Below are 17,401 nucleotides of genomic sequence, written 5' to 3'. Positions count from 1 at the left end.
AGATTAATGGCAGGCGACCGGCAACAAGCGGCGAATAGGCGGCAAAAACTGCCGCTTAAACGGACTTTGCACTTGCGGCAGCGGCAAGACAATGCACCCATCCAGAAAAGGGCCTTTGCGCCCAAGAGGTCAAGATCATGGCCGAAGCCGAACTGACTGCCGACCAGCCCGCGCCGCCCACATCGCCGCTTGAGCTGATCCGCGACAACTTCAACCGCCTCACCGCGCGCCAGAAAATTGCCGGTGCAGCGGCGATTGCCGTTTCGATCGCACTGCTCACCGGCGTCTGGCTGTGGAGCAAGCAACCGAACTACGCGGTGCTGTTCTCCGGGCTGGCCGAGAAGGACGGCGGCGCCATCATTACGGCGCTGCAGGCGCAGAACGTGCCGTTCAAGGTCACCGACAACGGTTCGGCGATCCTGGTGCCGGCGCAGCAAGCCGCGGAATTGCGCCTGCGCATGGCCAGCCAGGGCCTGCCGAAAGGCGGTTCGGTTGGCTTTGAGCTGATGGAAGGCAACCGCATCGGCATTTCGCAGTTCCTCGAACAGGTTAACTACCAGCGCGCCCTCGAAGGCGAACTGGGCCGCACCATCGGCTCGATCAATGCGGTGCAGAACGCGCGTGTGCATCTGGCGATTCCGAAACAGACCGCCTTCCTGCGCGATGAGCAGAAGCCCTCGGCCTCAGTCGTGCTCACGCTGCATGCTGGTCGCGCGCTGGACAACGGCCAGATCGCCGGCATCGTCAATCTGATCTCGGCATCGGTGCCGCAACTGACCGCCTCGGCCGTCAGCGTCATCGATCAGAACGGCAACCTGCTGACGACCAAGGCCGACCCAAGCGGGCTCGATGCCACGCAGATCAAGTATGTACGCGAACTCGAAGATCGCTTCGTGCGCCGCATCGAGAGCATCCTGGAACCGATCGTTGGTCAGGCCAACCTGCGCGCCCAGGTCACCGCGGACGTGGATTTCGATCAGCAGGAACAGACGGCGGAAAGCTACAAGCCGAATCCGAGCCCCAACCAGGCGATCCGCAGCCAGCAGCTCTCGGATAACACCACGATGCAGCCGGCGCCGGCCGGCGTGCCTGGCGCGCTGAGCAACCAACCGCCTGTGCCGGCGACTGCGCCGATCACGACGCCCGCCGCCCCGGGCACACCGGGTGCCGCCAACCAGGCGCAGCCGCTTTCGTCGAGCAAGAACTCGACGACAAACTACGAACTCGACAAGACGGTGCAGCACACCAAGCGCGCGCTGGGCCAGGTTCGTCGCCTCTCGGTCGCGGTGGTCGTGAACCACCGCAGCGAGCGCGACGCCAAAGGCAACGTTCGCACCGTGCCGCTGTCTGAAGCCGAGATGAAGCAGGTCAACGACCTCGTGCGCGAAGCTGTCGGTTACAACGAAACACGCGGCGACACGGTCAACGTGGCCAATGCGCCCTTCACCGAATCGCTGCGCAAGGGCGACGAAGTGCCGTGGTGGAAGGATCCGGAACTGCGCGCGATGGCGCTGGATCTGGCACGCTGGCTCCTGTTGGGCCTGGTTGCAGCCTTCCTGTGGCTGCGCGTGCTGCGGCCGCTGGTCCGTACCGTCGCACCGCCGCCGGTGGTGGCCGAAGGCGCCGAAGCAGGCGAAGAAGGCGGCGAAGAAGAGGAGGAAGGCTACGTGGTCACGCTCAACGAGCAAGGCGAAGTGCCGGACGACCAGTTGCTGCCGCCGGAAGTGCGGATGGAAGAGATCGCGCGCATGAGCTTCGATCGCAAGATCGCGAAGGTGCGCGAGATCGCGGTGAAGAATCCGAAGGTGATCGCAACGCTGATGAAGGAATGGATGGGGAGCCAGCCGAATGAGCGACGCTGAAGAGGGAATCAACAAGGCCGCGTTGCTCCTGCTCACGCTGGGGCCGGACGAGGCGGCGGACATCCTCAAGCACATGTCGCCGCGTGAGGTGCAGAAGCTGGGCCTCGCAATGACCCGGCTGACGCCGCAAGGCCGCGAAGTGATCGAGGCCTTGATCAACGAGGTTGCGATCTACGCCGCGAAGAGTTCGCCGGTGCAGGCCGATGACGAGAAGATCCGCATCATGCTGACCAAGGCACTCGGCGACGAGCGCGCCGCCAACCTGCTCTCGCGCGTGCTGCAGGGCTCGGACACGGCGGGTATCGAGTCGCTCAAGTGGATGGATGCGGCGACTGCGGCTGACCTGATCAAGAACGAACACCCGCAGATCATCGCGACGATCCTGGTGCACCTTGAGTTCGACCACGCTGGCGAGATCCTCAAGCATTTCTCCGAGCGCCAACGCAACGACGTGCTGCTGCGCATCGCAACGCTCGACGGTGTGCAGCCGACTGCGCTGAAGGAACTGAACGAAGCACTCACCCGCGTGCTGTCGGGCTCGACGCAGCTGAAGAAGACGTCGATCGGCGGTGTACGCCATGCGGCGGACATCCTCAACTTTGTCGGCAGTGCGGCGGAGACCGCGATCCTCGACAACGTGCGCGAGTACGACCCGGATCTGGCCCAGCGCATCCTCGACGAAATGTTCGTCTTCGATAACCTGATGGACGTCGACGACCGCGGCATCCAGACGATTCTGCGCGAAGTGCAGTCCGACCAGCTGGTCATCGCACTCAAGGGCGCCAACCCGGAGATGCGCGAGAAGGTGTTCAAGAACATGTCGCAACGTGCGGCGGAAATGCTGCGCGAGGACCTGGAATCGAAGGGCCCAGTTCGCCTCTCGGAGGTCGAAGCCTCGCAGAAGGAAATCCTCAAAATCGCCCGCCGCCTTGCCGAGGAAGGCCAGATCGTCATCGGCGGCAAGGGTGGCGACGACTTCGTCTAAGGCGGAACCGCATAAGCCATGGCAAACGAACTCGTCATCCGCGCCAATCAGGCCACCGGCGCCTACCGCCGCGTGCAGTTCGAGGATTTTGCGGCGCCGCAGGTTCTCGACGAGCCCGAACCAGCGATCGACATGGCGTCAGCGCCGGAGCCCGTCGCCGAGCCGATCATCGAACCGGAGCCGGAGCTTCCCACCGGCCCGATCGAGATCGCACCCGGCGTCCACTTGCCGACGGCCGATGAGGTCGACCAGATTCATCAGGAAGCCTACAAGGCCGGCTACGACATCGGTTACGAAGAAGGCAGCGCACGCGGGCGACTGGAGGCCGCTGAACTGCACCAGTTGCTGGGTCAGTTCAAGGACACGCTTGATCATCTCGACGAGTCGATCGGCGCGGAGATCCTTGCGCTGTCGCTTGAAGTGGCGCGTTTGGTAGTGCGGGAGCAGATCAAGCAAAGGCCCGAGAGCCTGCTGGTCGTGATTCGCGAAGCGCTGGCGCAGTTGCCGCAGCAGCATGCGGTGCTGCATGTGAATTCGGCGGACGATGCGCTGGTACGGCAATACCTCGGCGAACAGCACGCCCACGCGGGTCACCGCATCGTGGAGGACGACTCGGTCGAGCGCGGTGGCTGCCGCATCGAAGTTGCAGGCACGCTGCTCGACGCAACGGTCGCAACGCGCTGGCGCCGGGTGGTCGAGAACCTCTCGCGCGAACATCCGTGGGAGGATGAGTGATGCCGCGCCTCGCCGACTCCTGGCGTGATTATCTGGAAGACTGCCGCAAGATGGCGGCGGTCGCCTCCCCCTACCAGGTCGCCGGCCGCCTGACACGGATCAACGGCCTCGTCATGGAGGCCTCGGGGCTGAAGCTACCACTTGGGTCCGGTTGCCGAATCCTGATCCCGGGCGGCGGGTCGGTGGAAGCCGAAGTCGTCGGCTTTACGGGCGACAAGCTGTACATGATGCCGACCGACGATGTGTTCGGCCTCGCGCCCGGCGCGCAAGTGGTACCCAACGATCCGGCACAGCCCAAGCTGAGCACCTCAGAACGCGTCGAACCCCGGCGCCGCGCGTCGGACCGGGCGAAGCATCTGCCGGTGGGCAATGAACTGCTCGGCCGCGTCGTCGACGGCGCCGGCCGGCCGCTCGATGGTCTCGGGCCGCTCGAAGTGAAGCACACCCGTTCGCTGCAGAGCCGGCCGTTCAACCCGCTGCTCCGCGCCCCGATAGCAGCAAGTCTCGACGTCGGAATCCGCACCATCAACGCGCTGCTGACGATCGGGCGTGGTCAGCGGATGGGTCTGTTCGCAGGCTCTGGCGTCGGCAAATCGGTGCTGATCGGCATGATGGCGCGCTACACCGAGGCCGAAGTCATCGTCGTCGGGCTGATTGGCGAACGGGGCCGCGAGGTCAAGGAGTTCATCGAGCAGAACCTCGGGCCAGAGGGGCGCGCGCGCTCGGTTGTCGTGGCCGCACCGGCAGACACCAGTCCGCTGATGCGGCTGCAAGGGGCGGCCTATGCCACCACGGTGGCAGAACACTTCCGCGATCAGGGCAAGCAAGTGCTCCTGATCATGGACTCGCTGACCCGCTACGCGATGGCACAACGCGAAATCGCGCTGGCGATCGGCGAACCGCCTGTGACGCGCGGCTACCCGCCGTCGGTCTTCGCGCGCTTGCCGGCGTTGGTCGAGCGCGCCGGTAACGGGCCAGAGGGGGGCGGGTCCATCACGGCCTTCTACACCGTGCTGGCCGAAGGCGACGACCAGCAGGATCCGATTGCCGACTCGGCCCGCGCGATCCTCGACGGCCACATCGTGTTGTCCCGCGCACTGGCGGATCAAGGGCACTACCCCGCGATCGACATGGAGCAGTCCATTTCGCGGGCGATGCACAACCTCATCAAGCCTTCGCATTTCGAGCTGGTAAGGCGCTTCAAGCAACTGTTCTCGCGCTATCAGCGCTCGCGCGACCTGATCGCCGTCGGTGCCTATCAAGCCGGGTCGGATGTGCTGCTCGACGAGGCTGTGCGCGCCTATCCGCAGTTGGAAGCCTTCCTCCAGCAAGGCATCAACGAGCGCGCCGGCTATGAGCAAAGCCTGGCTGCCCTGCACACGCTGTTCGGTGTCGAAACCTGATCGCCCGTGATAGCCGGATCAGGTCAAACCGATGCGTGCTTTTGCGCGCGCGGCCTTGTCGGCGTATATATTGAAAGCCGGCACCCCGCCGGATTCGCTGCATCCCGCGCATGTCCAACGCACTGCAAACGCTGATCGAACTTGCCCAGAGCCGCATGGACGATGCGGCCAAGCGCCTTGGCGCACTGCTCGCAAGCGGCCAGGCGCATGAGCAGAAGCTCGAAATCCTCGTCCAGTACCGCGAGGAGTACCACAACCGCTTCCGCGCCGCCGCGCAGACCGGCATCTCGCCCGAAGCCTGGCGCAACTACTCCACCTTCATTGCAAAGCTCGACGAAGCGGTGTTCGAGCAGGAACAGATCGTCGCGCGCGCCCGCGAGCAGGTCGTGGCCGGCAAGCAAGCCTGGGTGGACGAACGCAACCGCAAGAAGGCCTTTGACACCCTCGCCACACGCCAGCAAGCAGTTGCCCTTCGCAAGGAATCGCGGGCCGAACAACGCATTACCGACGAGCATTCGGCCAAGCTCTTTCGAACCAAGCAGGAAGAAGCCCAGGACGATTCCGACAGTACACCGGGCAACGGCTCGATCACGCCCGAAGGGCCCGCGGACCCGACCTGAGCCGCTGGCACGCGCCTTGCTGAAAGCTGGCTGACACAGCCGGCGGCAACCGCCCCGAGGAGCAGAACATGCCAGCAATGAACGTGAGCCCAAGCCCAATGCCCGCCCCGGTGAGCAACACCGCGCCGGCGCAGGCGAATCTGCCGGCAAATGCCGCCGAATCAAGCACCGACAACGGCAAGCCGGCGAACTTCGCCAATGCGCTGGATGGCGCCAAAGCCAAGACGCAAAAGGCGGAGAGCGACAAGGCGAGCGACCGCTCAGACACCGATGCGACGGCGGCCACCGACGATCCGGCGCGGCTCGCGCAAATCGCCGCTGCATTGCTTTCGTCTTTAGCACCGTCGTCAGCCAGTCAAACTGTCGACTCTTCTAACCAGCCCGCGCTTACCGAGGCGGCAGCGAACGGGGTCATAACGTCCGTGGAAGGGCGCTTTCTTCCGCGGCAGAACCAAGTACCAAGCAACGAGGATTCAGTCACACGCGTGAATAGGCTCTCTGGTTCTCCAGGATCAGCGACAGCCGTTGACAGTTTGCCGCTGGACGGCAAAGCGCTGCCGGCTGCGGCAGTTCCTGCCGCGCAAGGCAGCAATGGCGAAACCTCGGCTGACACATCGGACAAGGCCGCTGCGGCGAATGCACTTTTGGCCCAGACCAGCAATCGCACGGCCGCGACAGCGAGCGACGAAAAGCCCAACCCCGCCTTGACCGCGCTTGGCGATTCGGCCAAGCAGCCCATCGCAGCGGTTGTCGCGGAAGCAAGCGGCAAAGCGGCGCAAACCAAGGCTGTCATCGTGGACACGGCAGCTCAGGCAAGTGCCCCGACGCAACCGACGGTGTCACCTTGGGCGGATACGCTCGCCAACCGTACGGCGGAGGCCGCACGCACCGAAGCCCCGCAGTTCCCTGTCCGCACGCCGGTTTCGCAAAGCGGCTGGGCAGACGACGTGGGCAACCGAATGGTGTGGATGGCCGGCAAGGAACTTGGCCGCGCGGAGTTGATCCTCACGCCGCCACACTTGGGCCGCGTCGAGATCACGCTGAACGTAAACGGCGACCAGACCACGGCGCATTTCGTTACTGCTACGCCAGCAGCACGCGAGGCGATCGAACAATCGATCCCACGACTGCGCGAATTGATGACCGACGCTGGGCTCAACCTGGGCCAGGTCAACGTGAGTGCGAACGGCACCAACGATCCGTCGCAGGAACAACGCAGCTGGGGTGGCCCCCAACGCGGCGCGCGCCAGGTCGCGGCGGACGACACGGCCGAGGTTGTAGGCTTGGCCCGCCCGGCCTGGTCGCAGTCAGGCCGCGGCATGGTTGATACGTTTGCCTGAATTACCGGTCCGGAAGGCCTCAGTTCGGCGCTTTGATGGCCGTAGACAGAGGGAATAATCATCCCTAGCGGTACCTCAGTCCGGAAACACTCAGGTACCGTCAGGCCTCACCGACTGATCGAGAAGGATTTCTGTAATGTCCAGCAAGCCCGCCAAACCTGCAGCCGAAGGCGAAGCCGCCCCGAAGAAGAGCAAGAAGATGCTGATCATCATCGTCGCGGCGGTGGTGGGGCTCGCGCTTGCCGGAGGCGGTGCTTTCCTCCTGCTGGGCAAGAAGAAGAAGGCTGCGGCCGAAGGTGAAGAAGCTCAAGCCGACGAGGAAAAACCCGCTGCCCATGCCGATCCGAAGGCACCGCCGGTGTTCGTGCCGCTGGAACCCTTCGTCGTAAACCTGCAGCCGGAAAACGGCGAGCAGTACCTGCAGGTGGTGCTCTCGTTCCGCGTGGCGGACACACACACCGGCGACCAGATCAAGCTGCTGATGCCCGAAATTCGCCATCGCATCCTGATGCTGCTGTCGGGCAAGAAAGCGTCCGAGATCGCCAACCCCGAAGGGCGCGAGGCCCTCGCCGCGGAGATCCGTACGGAGGCGAACACCTCGCTGGGCTATGAGCCGCCCAAGAAGAAGAAAAAAGGCGCTGATCACGACGAGGGCGGGCCGATCGTGTCCGTGCTCTTTACTTCTTTCATCGTCCAGTAAGGACAATACGGGACAGACCGGGACTCGACCATGGCTCAAGACTTTCTCTCGCAGGAAGAGGTCGATGCGCTACTCCGTGGCGTCACCGGTGAAACCGATGAAGTCGACCAGGGCGACACCGACACCAGCGGCATACGCAACTACAACCTTGCGACGCAGGAACGGATTGTTCGTGGGCGCATGCCCACGATGGAGCTCATCAACGAGCGCTTTGCGCGCAACCTGCGCATCGGGCTTTTCAACTACATGCACCGCAACACCGAAGTATCGGTGGGGCCGATCAAGGTGCAGAAGTACAGCGAGTTCGTACGCAACCTGGTGGTGCCGACCAACCTGAACCTGATCATGGTGAAGCCGCTGCGCGGCACCGGCCTGATCGTGTTCGATCCGAACCTGGTGTTCCTCGTGGTGGACAACATGTTCGGCGGCGACGGACGCTTCCACACCCGGGTTGAAGGGCGCGATTTCACTGCGACCGAACAGCGCATCATCCGCGGCTTGTTGCAGGTGGTATTCAGCGAGATGGAAAAGGCCTGGGCGCCGGTGTTCGGCATCCAGTTCGAGTACGTCCGCTCGGAGATGAACCCGCAGTTCGCCAATATCGCGACGCCAAGCGAGATCGTGGTGTCGATGAACTTCGCGCTGGAATTCGGCGGCACGCAGGCGGACATGCACCTGTGCCTGCCCTACTCCACCGTCGAACCGATCCGCGATCTGCTCTACAGCACGATGCAGTCTGACCACCTCACGCAAGACAAGCGGTGGGTTGGCCTGATGACGAAGCAGATCCAGAGCATCGAGCTCGACCTCACGGTGGACCTCGCGAAGACAACGGTCAGGCTCCGCGACGTCGTGCAATTCAAGGTGGGCGACATCATTCCGCTCGACATACCGGAGCTGGTGCAGGGCCATGTGGATGGCGTACCGGCTTTCGAGGGCAAACACGGCATCAGCCACGGCTATCACGCCGTGAGAATCGAACGGCTGGTGCCGCCGGAGGACCGCGAGATCAACCTGATCGCGGCCAAACTGGGAGGCCATGATGGCTGAAGACGAACAAATCAGTGAAGACGACTGGGCAGCCGCAATGCAGGAGCAGGCGGTTGCGGATGCGGCGATGGCCGAACCGCCACCGCCAGAGCCCGCTCGTGCCGCATTTCCGGAATTCGGCGCAGGAGAAAAACCGACGTCGATGAACGACTTCGACATGATTCTGGACATCCCAGTCCAGATCACCGTCGAACTCGGTCGCACGAAACTCTCGATCCGCAACTTGCTGCAGTTGGCCCACGGCTCGGTTGTCGAACTCGATGCGCTGGCGGGCGAACCGATGGATGTGCTGGTCAACGGCACGTTGATCGCGCAGGGCGAAGTGGTCGTGGTCAACGACAAGTTCGGTATCCGTCTCACCGACATCATCACGCCGTCGGAGCGCATGCGTAAGGTTCGCGGCCTCTGACGGTCAGCAAGCAGTCCTGTCCATGATGGGTGCTGGCACGATCTGAACGCCGGCGAACACCCAGGCCAACGGAAAGCGCGCCCGCCAAGCATCGGAATAGGGCCCGCTTTCCCGCGCTAATCCGCGGGCCGGCAATTCTTGCCGGCCGCAAAATGGCATCGCATATCCAGCCGGTGATACCGCGATGTCCAAACCTTCAAGCCTGTCTCTTCCCGCGTTGCTCGCAGCCCTGCTTGCGCCCGCTTCGGCGTCCGCCGCAGTCGCCGATGCAGGTGGCAGTCTGCTGTCGATGCTGTTCGGGCTCGCCGTGGTACTTGCCAGCCTCTACGGCCTGCTGCATGTCGTCAAACGGCTTCAGGCGCGTAGCGGCAGCGGCCAGGCAACGCTGCGCATCATCGGAGGCACCGCGGTCGGGCCACGCGAGCGCGTCGTCTTGGTCGAACTGGGCGAAAAGGTTCTGGTGCTGGGCGTTGCGCCCGGTCGCATCACCGCACTGCAGACACTCGACACCGCCGAGGTCCCTCGCAGTGCGCCGCCTGCCCCGATCGAGGGTGACTTCCAGCGCAAGCTTGCATCCCTGCTGAAAGGGGGTCGCCATGAAGCTTGACCTACGCCGCGCATTGCTCGCGCTGCCCCTTGTTTTCACTGCGCTGCCCGCGCTCGCCCAGGCTTTGCCCGCCTTCAGCAGCACCCCCGGACCGGGCGGCGCGCAGACCTATTCGATCACCGTGCAAACGCTGGTGATGATGACCTCCTTGGTCTTCATCCCCGCGATCGTGCTGATGATGACGAGCTTCACCCGGATCATCATCGTCTTCGCGTTGCTGCGTCACGCGCTCGGCACCCAGACCTCGCCGCCGAACCAGGTGATCATGGGGCTGTCGCTGTTCCTCACGTTCTTCATCATGAGCCCGGTTGCGGACCGGGTCTATGAGGACGCCTACAAGCCACTGGCCGAGGGGCGCATCGAGTTCGACGTTGCCTTGCAGCGGGCCTCGGTGCCGGTGAAGGGCTTCATGCTCAAGCAGATGCGGGAGGCGGATCTTTCCCTCTTCGCGCAACTTGCCAAGACACCCAAGGTGAACAAGGCCGAAGAACTGCCGATGCGCGTGATCATCCCGGCCTTCGTTACCAGCGAGCTGAAGACTGCATTCCAGATTGGCTTCATCGTGTTCCTGCCCTTCCTCATCATCGACATGGTGGTCGCGTCGGTGCTGATGTCCATGGGCATGATGATGATGTCGCCTGTGATCGTCTCGCTGCCATTCAAGTTAATGCTGTTCGTGCTGGTCGATGGCTGGAATCTGGTCGTCGCAACACTCGTCAATAGTTTCGCGTAGGGGAAGAACATGACACCCACGACCGTGATCGCCCTCGGGCGCGACGCAATCGAAATCGTGTTGATGGTCTCTGCGCCACCACTGCTGTGCGCGCTGGTGGTTGGCCTGGTGCTGTCAATCTTTCAGGCGGCCACGCAGATCAACGAGATGACGCTGACCTTCGTACCAAAGGTGATGGCGATGTTCGTGACACTGCTGATCGCCGGCCCCTGGATGCTGACCACGATCACCGACTACATCCGGCGGCTGTACGCGTCGATCCCCGGCCTGATCGGATAGCACTTCAGGCATGTTCACCTTCACCAGCACGGACTGGGCGGGCTGGCTCGCGATGTACGCGTACCCGGCGTTCCGTATCCTGGCCATGCTGACAAGCGCACCGATCTTCAACAACGTCGGCATGCCTCGGCATATCCGGCTCGTCACCGGATTGGCAATCACCATGGCGATCGCCCCGGTTTTGCCGCCCTCGCCCGCCGTTGCGCCCGGTTCCTTTCTGGTCGTTGGCGCAATCGCCACCGAGATGATGATCGGCTTCGCAATCGGCTTCACGATTCGGCTTGTCTTCGTCGCCATCGACCTCGCGGGCGACTTGATCGGTCTGCAGATGGGCCTGTCGTTTGCGATGTTCTACGATCCGCAATCAGCCGGCCAGACCACGGTGATTGCTCAGTTCCTCGGCCTGATCGCGTCGCTGATCTTCCTTGCGCTCAACGGGCATTTGCTGGTGATTGAAACGGTGGTGCGCAGCTTCGAATGGCTGCCGGCAGGTGGCGTTGGTTTTCCTGGCGACGCAGCCAAGATCATCGTGCGCAGCGGCGGCAGCATCTTCGTCACCGGGCTGATGCTCGCACTCCCGGCGGTCACAACGCTGTTGATCACCAACATCGCACTCGGCGTGCTCACGCGAGCCGCGCCGCAACTGAACCTGTTCGCACTCGGATTTCCGATCACGCTGACGGTCGGCGTAGTGGCGCTGGCAGCCTGCCTGCCAATGCTCGCCGGCGTACTTCAATCGCTGTATGAGCGCGGGTTCGACACCGTCGGGATGTTCTTGAAGATCGCCGCCGGCCACTGATCCGCGGAGAGGCTTCAACGCCTGAGGATCAGATCACCGCTGGCAACGCGCTCGGAAATCCAGTTGGACTCCTGCCCTTCCTCGTAGCGGGCAATCGTGTAGCTGCTGTAGCCCTGCGCCCGCACCATGTCTTCGGCCTGACGCTTGAAGAGCTGCATCGCCTCACCCTCGCCGCCCATGTGAAAGCGCTTCATGCGCATCGCGATGCGGTAGCGGTCTTCGTCGAGCCGCACGGCGCGCAGCGTCCAGTTCGGCGCCAGCGGATCGATCACGTAGTAGGCAACGCCGATCACCGCAGCACCGGCAACAATATCCTCCAGGGCGATGGTCAGCCCGTCCGCAACGTTGATTGCGGCGTTGGGAATCAGCGGTGTGGACGGATAGTCACCCTTGATGCTCGAACAGGCACCGAGCGCGCCAAGCAACAGCACAAGCATTGGCGTACGCATGGCGCTCACCCGATGTAGTTGAAGAGCGACAGGCCCGTGGTCTTGACGAACGCCTGCTGTGCAGCCTGCAAAGCAACCGTCTTCTGCGAGACGTCTGAGCTGGCCTGCGCGTAGTCCAGATCCGTGAGGCGCGAGATCGTGCTTGCGTACTGCAGATCAGCCTGCGAGCCGACTGATTCTGCGGCCTGTACCTCGTTGACACGCGAACCGACCGACGCCGTCACACGCAGCACGTTATCGAGCGCCTTGTCGAGCTTGCCCAGAGTCTGCGTCACCTGCGTATTGAGCGCAGCGCCGCTGGAGTTTTCCAGAGCCCCGACGAAGGTCTTGATCGTATTGAAGATATCGGTATAGCCGCCGGGATCGATGCTGAAGGTATCGCCCGCCGCCGGCGTCCCCGACACCGAAACCTGGATGCCCGCGAAAGCGATCGAGGTGCCGCTGACATAGCTACCGCTGCTGATCGGCCCGCCGCCTGCCGTCACGTCGTACACGTCATAGCTACCGGGGCCGGTGAAGTCGATGCGGTATTGGTTACCGGTGTAGGTGCCGGTGACCGATCCGTCGTCAATCACGGCAGCGCCGGAATTGCTTGCGCCAGCCGATGTGTGGAAGGCGCCGTTCAGGTTCGGGATGTCCATGAACACCTCGTTGCCCGAATTGCTGACCGGGATCACGCGTGAATCGCTGATCTGCAGCGCCCGCGACCCCTGGTCGCCCTGATAGATGACACCGCTGGCAATGCTGCCAACAAAGGGTTGCGTGTCCGTCTGAAAGCCCGCGAAGAGGTAGCCGCCTTGCGGATCGTTGCTGTTGGCAAGACCGACCAACGCATCGAAACGCGCCCGTACGTCAACCGCAATCGACTTGCGGTCAGCTGGGCTGAGCGAGCCATTGCCTGCCTGGATGGTCTTCTCCTTGAGGTAGGCGATCAGGTCGCTAACGCCTGAGAGCTTGCTCTCAACGATCTGCAGCGAGTCCTTCGCCGAGCCGCGGTTGGTTGCCCACTGCTCGTTGACGCCCTTGGCCTGCTGAACGATCAACGCCGACGACGCAGCAATCGGATCATCCGACGGGGCCACGACGCGCCGCCCGGTGGAGATCTGCTGCTGGAGTTTCAGCAAATCGCCGGCGCGATTCTGGAACTGGGTCGTTCCATTGTCATAAATCATTCCGGTTGAAACACGCATGGCTTAGCTCCAGTCAATCATCCACGGCCGATCGCCAAAATCTCGTTAAACAGCGTGCTGGCGACCTGCATGACCTTGCCTGCCGCCTGATACGCCTGCTGGTAGCGGACCAGATTGGCCGCCTCCTCATCGAGGTTCACACCCACCAGTGCCTGCTGAGCATCCTTGGCACGCTCAGCAACCACCTTCTGCGACTCCGAAGTCACCTGTACTTCACGCGTGCGCGAACCGATCTCGCCGACCAGCTGCGCATAGGCAGCTTCGTAGCTCGCTGAATTGCCGATCAGCGTCTTCACCTGCTGAAGCTGGCCCAGCAAGACCGCATTGCGGCTATCCGACACCCCACCAGGGTTGCGTTCCATGGTGAAGCTATCGCCATTCTTCGGTGTGCCGGAAATCGTGAAGGACACACCGCCGAACGCGATCTTGGCGCCATCCGAATATGGAATCGGCCCACCCGCCGGGTAGCTCGTGCTGGTGCCGTTCGGCTGCGTAACCGTGATCGGGAAACCTGCCGGAAAACCGGACAGGTTGCCCGCGTTGTACGTGAAGGTTAGCGGCAAGGTCAGCGCGGGCGGCGGCGCGAGGTTGGTGACATCGCTCACCACACCCTGCGTAATGCTCGCGGAGCCGGTATTCGCATTGGTCGCCAGGGTCCGGATCGGCGCGGCGGCTGCGATCAGGCGCGGATCCTTGATCGCCACCGCAAACTGATCGGCTGCTGCACGGGTCGGCTGAATCGTGAAGCTATCGCCTACAGCTGGCGCGCCGCTCAAGGTCATCGAAAAACCTTGCGATGGCGCAGCCGCGAGCACCGCAGCCAGCGCGGCTGCGGGTGTGGCACCGGAGGCGGTCCACACCTGCGAATCGGAGCGCCGAACCAACTGGAAGGTATTCGCCGCCGTGTAGGTCAGCGAATAGTCACTGGTCGTGAGGTCGGACGCATTCGTGATCGGCACATCAATCTGAGCCGTACCGGTGTTCGACGGGCTGTTCGGATAGATCGTGCGACCGGCCAGCGGCTGGAAATAGTCGCCACCCAGTGCGCCGTCGAGATCCTGGCCAAGGCGATGCTGCGCATTGAAAGTCTGGGTGATGCCGAGGGCCAGGCGTCCGAGACCGTTCTGCACAGAGTCCAGCGATTCGCTACGGAAGTTGAGCAAACCGGAAAGTTTGCCGCCAGAAAATGCCGCATCCGGCAATTCCTGCCCACCGCCGGTCGGCAACTGAATCGCGACGACGATGCGCGACAGGTCGGCACGTGAAGGTTGAGCCGTCAGCGTTGCGACATCGGAACGCACCACCAGAGGCTGACCATTCCCGACGAAAACGTTGATCGAACCGTCTTCGTTCGACATCGTCGTCACGCGTACCTGATCGTTGAGCTGCGACACCAACTGGGCGCGCTCGTCGAGCAGATCGTTCGGCGGTTGGCCGGCGCCGATGTTCGACGCGTAGATGATGCGCTGGTTCAGCTCGCCGATCTGGCCCGCAAGGCTGTTGATCTCGGTAACGGTGCCATTGATCTCGCCGCCAACCAGGTCACGCAACTCGTCGATGCGCGTATTGAGCGTCTGGAAGCGCGCGACCAAAGCCTCGGATTGCGACAGCATCGACTGGCGCGAAGGGATACTGGTAGCGTTTGCCGCCACGCTCTGCACGCCTTTGAAGAAATCCTGAATGGCCGGCGACAAGCCCGCGCTCGGGTCACCGAACAGGTCGTCGATCTGCTTGACCTGCTCGTAGTAGGTGTTCATCTCCTGATAGCGCGAATTGGCCGTCAGCACCTGCTGTTCGAGATAGCTGTTGTAGCTGCGCTTGATCGTCTGGACATTCGTGCCTTGGCCAAAGTAGCCGGCCCCCGAAAACACCGGCTGGTTGGTGCTCTGGACGATTTGCTGGCGGCTATACCCGGCAGTGGAGGCGTTCGAGATGTTGTGGCCGGTCGTGACCAGACCCGCCTGCGCAGCGTTGATGCCTGAGATGCCGATGTTGAGTACGCTGTTGCCCATGACGATTGCCTCGTAATGCCCTTTACGGCACTTCTAAGCAATTCCTTTGCCTGCTTTGCAAACACCTTGAAATACTTGGGTTTGCCCGCGCTATTGCAAAGCGACGACCACGCAGCCGCTCGGCCGCAAACGGTCGCGCCAGTGTCAGTCGGGAGGCGGTTCAGAGACTGTCGGAGGACAGTGCAGTGCGCAGCGTATTGCCGCCGATGATGCGGGTGAGCTTGTCGGCGTACATCGGGTCGGTCGCGTAGCCGCCACGGGTCAGCGCCTGGGCAAAGCCCGCTGCGTCTGCCTGGCCGCTGACCTGCGCGTAGCGCGGATTGGCCGTCAGCAAACGCGCGTAGTCGCGGAACGCCTCATCGTATGAGGCATAGGCGCGGAAACGCTCGGTGCGGCGAGTCGGCACGCCGCCCATGTATTCGATCGTTGAAGCCTCGACGGTGTCGCCCTTCCAGTCCGCACCGGCCTTGATGTTGAACAGGTTGTAGGAGGGCGCGCCGTTGGCCCGCGTGATCTCACCCTTGCCCCAGCCCGTCTCCAGCGCCGCATGCCCCACCACAAACTGCGCCGGTACGCCGAGCGCCTTGGCGGCAGCCTGTGCGTGCGACCAGATCTTGTCGACGAAACCGCTTGAAGTGTTCCCGGCGGTGTTAGCCGCCGGCGAATTCTGCCCGTTCGCCGGCATCGCGGCAGACTTTGCCGCCACCGCCCCTGGCAACACCGCACGCGCCGGCGGTGCCGGGATGTCGTTCGACAAGCCGGTATCGATGCCCATGTTGGCGCCCATCTGGCGCTCGATCGCGCGCGCCAGACCGATACCCCTGCCCTTGGAGAGATTGAGCGCGAGCTGCTGGTCGGCCATGCCACGGTAGAACTGTGCGGTCTCACCGTCGAAACTCGGCCCACCAAACGTGGTGCTCTCGCGCATCTGCTTCATGATCATCTGCACGAACAGCGCTTCGAACTGCTGCGCCACCGCCTTGATCGATTCCGGCGAGCGTTCGCTGGACAGCCGCTTGAGATCGGCCAGCCGGCGTGTATCGAAGATCGAATCCTGGACTGGAGCAGCCATGGGCGCCGCCGTCAGATCACTTCCAGCTCGGCGCGCAGGGCGCCCGCGGCCTTCATTGCCTGCAGGATCGCAATCATGTCCAGCGGATTGGCGCCCACCGCATTGATTGCTTTCACCACATCCGCCAGATTGGCGCCGGCCTTCACGCGGATCAGATTGCCGGGCTCCTGCTTGATGTCGACCTGCGCGTTCTGCACGTTGCGCGTCTGCCCGTTCGAGAATGCGCCCGGCTGGCTGACCTGGTTGTCGGCCGTCACAGTCACCGTCAGGTTGCCGTGCGCGACGGCGCAATCTTGCAGCTGAACCGCGCGGTTCATCACCACCGAGCCGGTACGCGAATTTACGACGACCCGCGCCATGCCTTGCTCGGGCGTCACGTCGAGGTTCTCGATCATGCCGAGGAAGGCGACGCGGCGATCCGGTTCCGCCGGCGCCTTCACCTGGATCCTGCGACCATCCAGCGCAGCCGCCAAGCCGCTGCCGAGGTTGCGGTTGATCGCATCGGCCACTTTCTGCGCGGTGCCGAAATCGGCGTCCTTGAGCTCCACCGACACCGTATCCTCAGCCCCGACCGGCATCAACACCGCTCGCTCCACGGTCGCGCCACCCGGAATGCGGCCCGCAGACAGATGATTCACGGTGACCTTCGAGCCGCCTCCACCGCCGCTCGCACCGCTGATCACAAGGTTGCCTTGCGCCAGCGCGTACACATTGCCATCCGCGCCCTTCAGCGGCGTCATCAGCAGCGTGCCGCCCTTGAGGCTCTTGGCGTTGCCGAGCGACGAGGCGGTCACGTCGATCGCCTGACCCGGCTGCGCGAAGGGCGGCAGCGTGGCGGTCACCATCACCGCGGCGACGTTCTTGAGTTGCAGGCTCACGCCCGGCGGCAACGCGATGCCCATGTTCGACAGCATGTTCACGATGCTCTGCACGGTGAACGGGGTCTGCGTTGTCTGGTCGCCGCTGCCGTCCAAACCCACGACCAGGCCGTAGCCAACCAGCGGGTTGCTGCGCACGCCTGCGAAGTTGGCGATGTCCTTGATGCGCTCCGCACTGGCCGCCACGCTGCCAAGCAGCAGCGCCGCGGCGAGCATTCCCCGAATCCATCTGCGCATGTCGTTTCCTCAGCTTCCTGCGTCCCGGGCCCGCGCCGACA

The 17,401-nt window shown here is 63.3% G+C and carries 18 protein-coding genes; 13 read left to right on the top strand and 5 right to left on the bottom strand.

The genetic code is table 11. The features are described from left to right. Positions 1-137 precede the first annotated feature (137 nt). From fliF to fliR, 13 genes are all read left to right on the top strand, one after another. Positions 138-1,862, top strand: coding sequence for a flagellar basal-body MS-ring/collar protein FliF (fliF, locus tag JY500_RS09255; protein WP_172202986.1), 1,725 nt, complete (start codon positions 138-140; stop codon positions 1,860-1,862). Next, the gene (gene fliG / locus JY500_RS09250) at positions 1,849-2,847 is read left to right on the top strand and encodes a flagellar motor switch protein FliG (RefSeq protein WP_172202987.1); all 999 of its coding nucleotides are present in this window, start codon (positions 1,849-1,851) and stop codon (positions 2,845-2,847) included. Before fliF ends, fliG begins: the two co-directional genes overlap by 14 nt. 18 nt (positions 2,848-2,865) lie before the next feature. Beyond that, on the top strand, positions 2,866-3,582 hold the full coding sequence (locus JY500_RS09245) for a FliH/SctL family protein (RefSeq protein ID WP_206256139.1): 717 nt from the start codon (positions 2,866-2,868) through the stop codon (positions 3,580-3,582). Continuing rightward, complete coding sequence (gene fliI, locus JY500_RS09240; protein WP_172202989.1) at positions 3,582-4,985, top strand: flagellar protein export ATPase FliI; 1,404 nt, start codon at positions 3,582-3,584, stop codon at positions 4,983-4,985. Before JY500_RS09245 ends, fliI begins: the two co-directional genes overlap by 1 nt. A gap of 110 nt (positions 4,986-5,095) precedes the next feature. Continuing rightward, positions 5,096-5,605 carry a flagellar export protein FliJ gene (gene fliJ, locus JY500_RS09235; protein ID WP_172202990.1) on the top strand — a complete coding sequence of 170 codons (510 nt, stop codon included), beginning with the start codon at positions 5,096-5,098 and terminating at the stop codon, positions 5,603-5,605. A 68-nt stretch (positions 5,606-5,673) separates the two neighbouring features. Then, positions 5,674-6,945, top strand: a complete 1,272-nt coding sequence (locus JY500_RS09230) for a flagellar hook-length control protein FliK (RefSeq protein ID WP_206256138.1) — start codon at positions 5,674-5,676, stop codon at positions 6,943-6,945. A 136-nt stretch (positions 6,946-7,081) separates the two neighbouring features. Next, on the top strand, positions 7,082-7,645 hold the full coding sequence (locus JY500_RS09225; RefSeq protein WP_172202992.1) for a flagellar basal body-associated protein FliL: 564 nt from the start codon (positions 7,082-7,084) through the stop codon (positions 7,643-7,645). A 30-nt stretch (positions 7,646-7,675) separates the two neighbouring features. Beyond that, positions 7,676-8,695 carry a flagellar motor switch protein FliM gene (fliM, locus tag JY500_RS09220; RefSeq protein WP_172202993.1) on the top strand — a complete coding sequence of 340 codons (1,020 nt, stop codon included), beginning with the start codon at positions 7,676-7,678 and terminating at the stop codon, positions 8,693-8,695. Continuing rightward, on the top strand, positions 8,688-9,104 hold the full coding sequence (gene fliN, locus JY500_RS09215) for a flagellar motor switch protein FliN (RefSeq protein WP_172202994.1): 417 nt from the start codon (positions 8,688-8,690) through the stop codon (positions 9,102-9,104). Before fliM ends, fliN begins: the two co-directional genes overlap by 8 nt. A gap of 184 nt (positions 9,105-9,288) precedes the next feature. Continuing rightward, positions 9,289-9,711, top strand: coding sequence for a flagellar biosynthetic protein FliO (gene fliO, locus JY500_RS09210; protein ID WP_246479851.1), 423 nt, complete (start codon positions 9,289-9,291; stop codon positions 9,709-9,711). Then, positions 9,701-10,444, top strand: coding sequence for a flagellar type III secretion system pore protein FliP (gene fliP / locus JY500_RS09205; protein WP_172202995.1), 744 nt, complete (start codon positions 9,701-9,703; stop codon positions 10,442-10,444). The genes fliO and fliP overlap by 11 nt, the downstream gene beginning before the upstream one ends. Positions 10,445-10,453: 9 nt before the next feature. Continuing rightward, the gene (fliQ, locus tag JY500_RS09200; protein WP_206256137.1) at positions 10,454-10,723 is read left to right on the top strand and encodes a flagellar biosynthesis protein FliQ; all 270 of its coding nucleotides are present in this window, start codon (positions 10,454-10,456) and stop codon (positions 10,721-10,723) included. 10 nt (positions 10,724-10,733) lie between these two features. Continuing rightward, positions 10,734-11,522, top strand: a complete 789-nt coding sequence (gene fliR, locus JY500_RS09195) for a flagellar biosynthetic protein FliR (RefSeq protein WP_172202997.1) — start codon at positions 10,734-10,736, stop codon at positions 11,520-11,522. Positions 11,523-11,536: 14 nt separating this feature from the next. Here fliR and JY500_RS09190 read toward each other — a convergent pair whose 3' ends face one another. The 5 genes from JY500_RS09190 to JY500_RS09170 all read right to left on the bottom strand — a co-directional run bounded on the left by JY500_RS09190 (position 11,537) and on the right by JY500_RS09170 (position 17,360). Then, positions 11,537-11,971 (bottom strand): hypothetical protein, encoded by a 435-nt coding sequence (locus JY500_RS09190; RefSeq protein WP_206256136.1) that lies wholly within the window; start codon positions 11,969-11,971, stop codon positions 11,537-11,539. Between the two features lie 5 nt (positions 11,972-11,976). Further along, positions 11,977-13,161 (bottom strand): flagellar hook-associated protein FlgL, encoded by a 1,185-nt coding sequence (gene flgL, locus JY500_RS09185; RefSeq protein ID WP_172202999.1) that lies wholly within the window; start codon positions 13,159-13,161, stop codon positions 11,977-11,979. Between the two features lie 17 nt (positions 13,162-13,178). Beyond that, the gene (gene flgK, locus JY500_RS09180) at positions 13,179-15,173 is read right to left on the bottom strand and encodes a flagellar hook-associated protein FlgK (RefSeq protein ID WP_206256135.1); all 1,995 of its coding nucleotides are present in this window, start codon (positions 15,171-15,173) and stop codon (positions 13,179-13,181) included. A 160-nt stretch (positions 15,174-15,333) separates the two neighbouring features. After that, entirely contained in the window at positions 15,334-16,245 is a 912-nt protein-coding gene (flgJ, locus tag JY500_RS09175) for a flagellar assembly peptidoglycan hydrolase FlgJ (RefSeq protein ID WP_206256134.1), read from the bottom strand. A gap of 11 nt (positions 16,246-16,256) precedes the next feature. Beyond that, positions 16,257-17,360: a flagellar basal body P-ring protein FlgI gene (locus JY500_RS09170; protein ID WP_206256133.1), complete on the bottom strand. Its 1,104-nt coding sequence runs from the start codon at positions 17,358-17,360 to the stop codon at positions 16,257-16,259. Positions 17,361-17,401 lie beyond the last annotated feature (41 nt).

This window comes from Niveibacterium microcysteis, from assembly GCF_017161445.1.
Taxonomy (GTDB): Bacteria; Pseudomonadota; Gammaproteobacteria; order Burkholderiales; family Rhodocyclaceae; genus Niveibacterium; species Niveibacterium microcysteis.
This window is presented reverse-complemented; position numbering and strand designations above follow the sequence as displayed.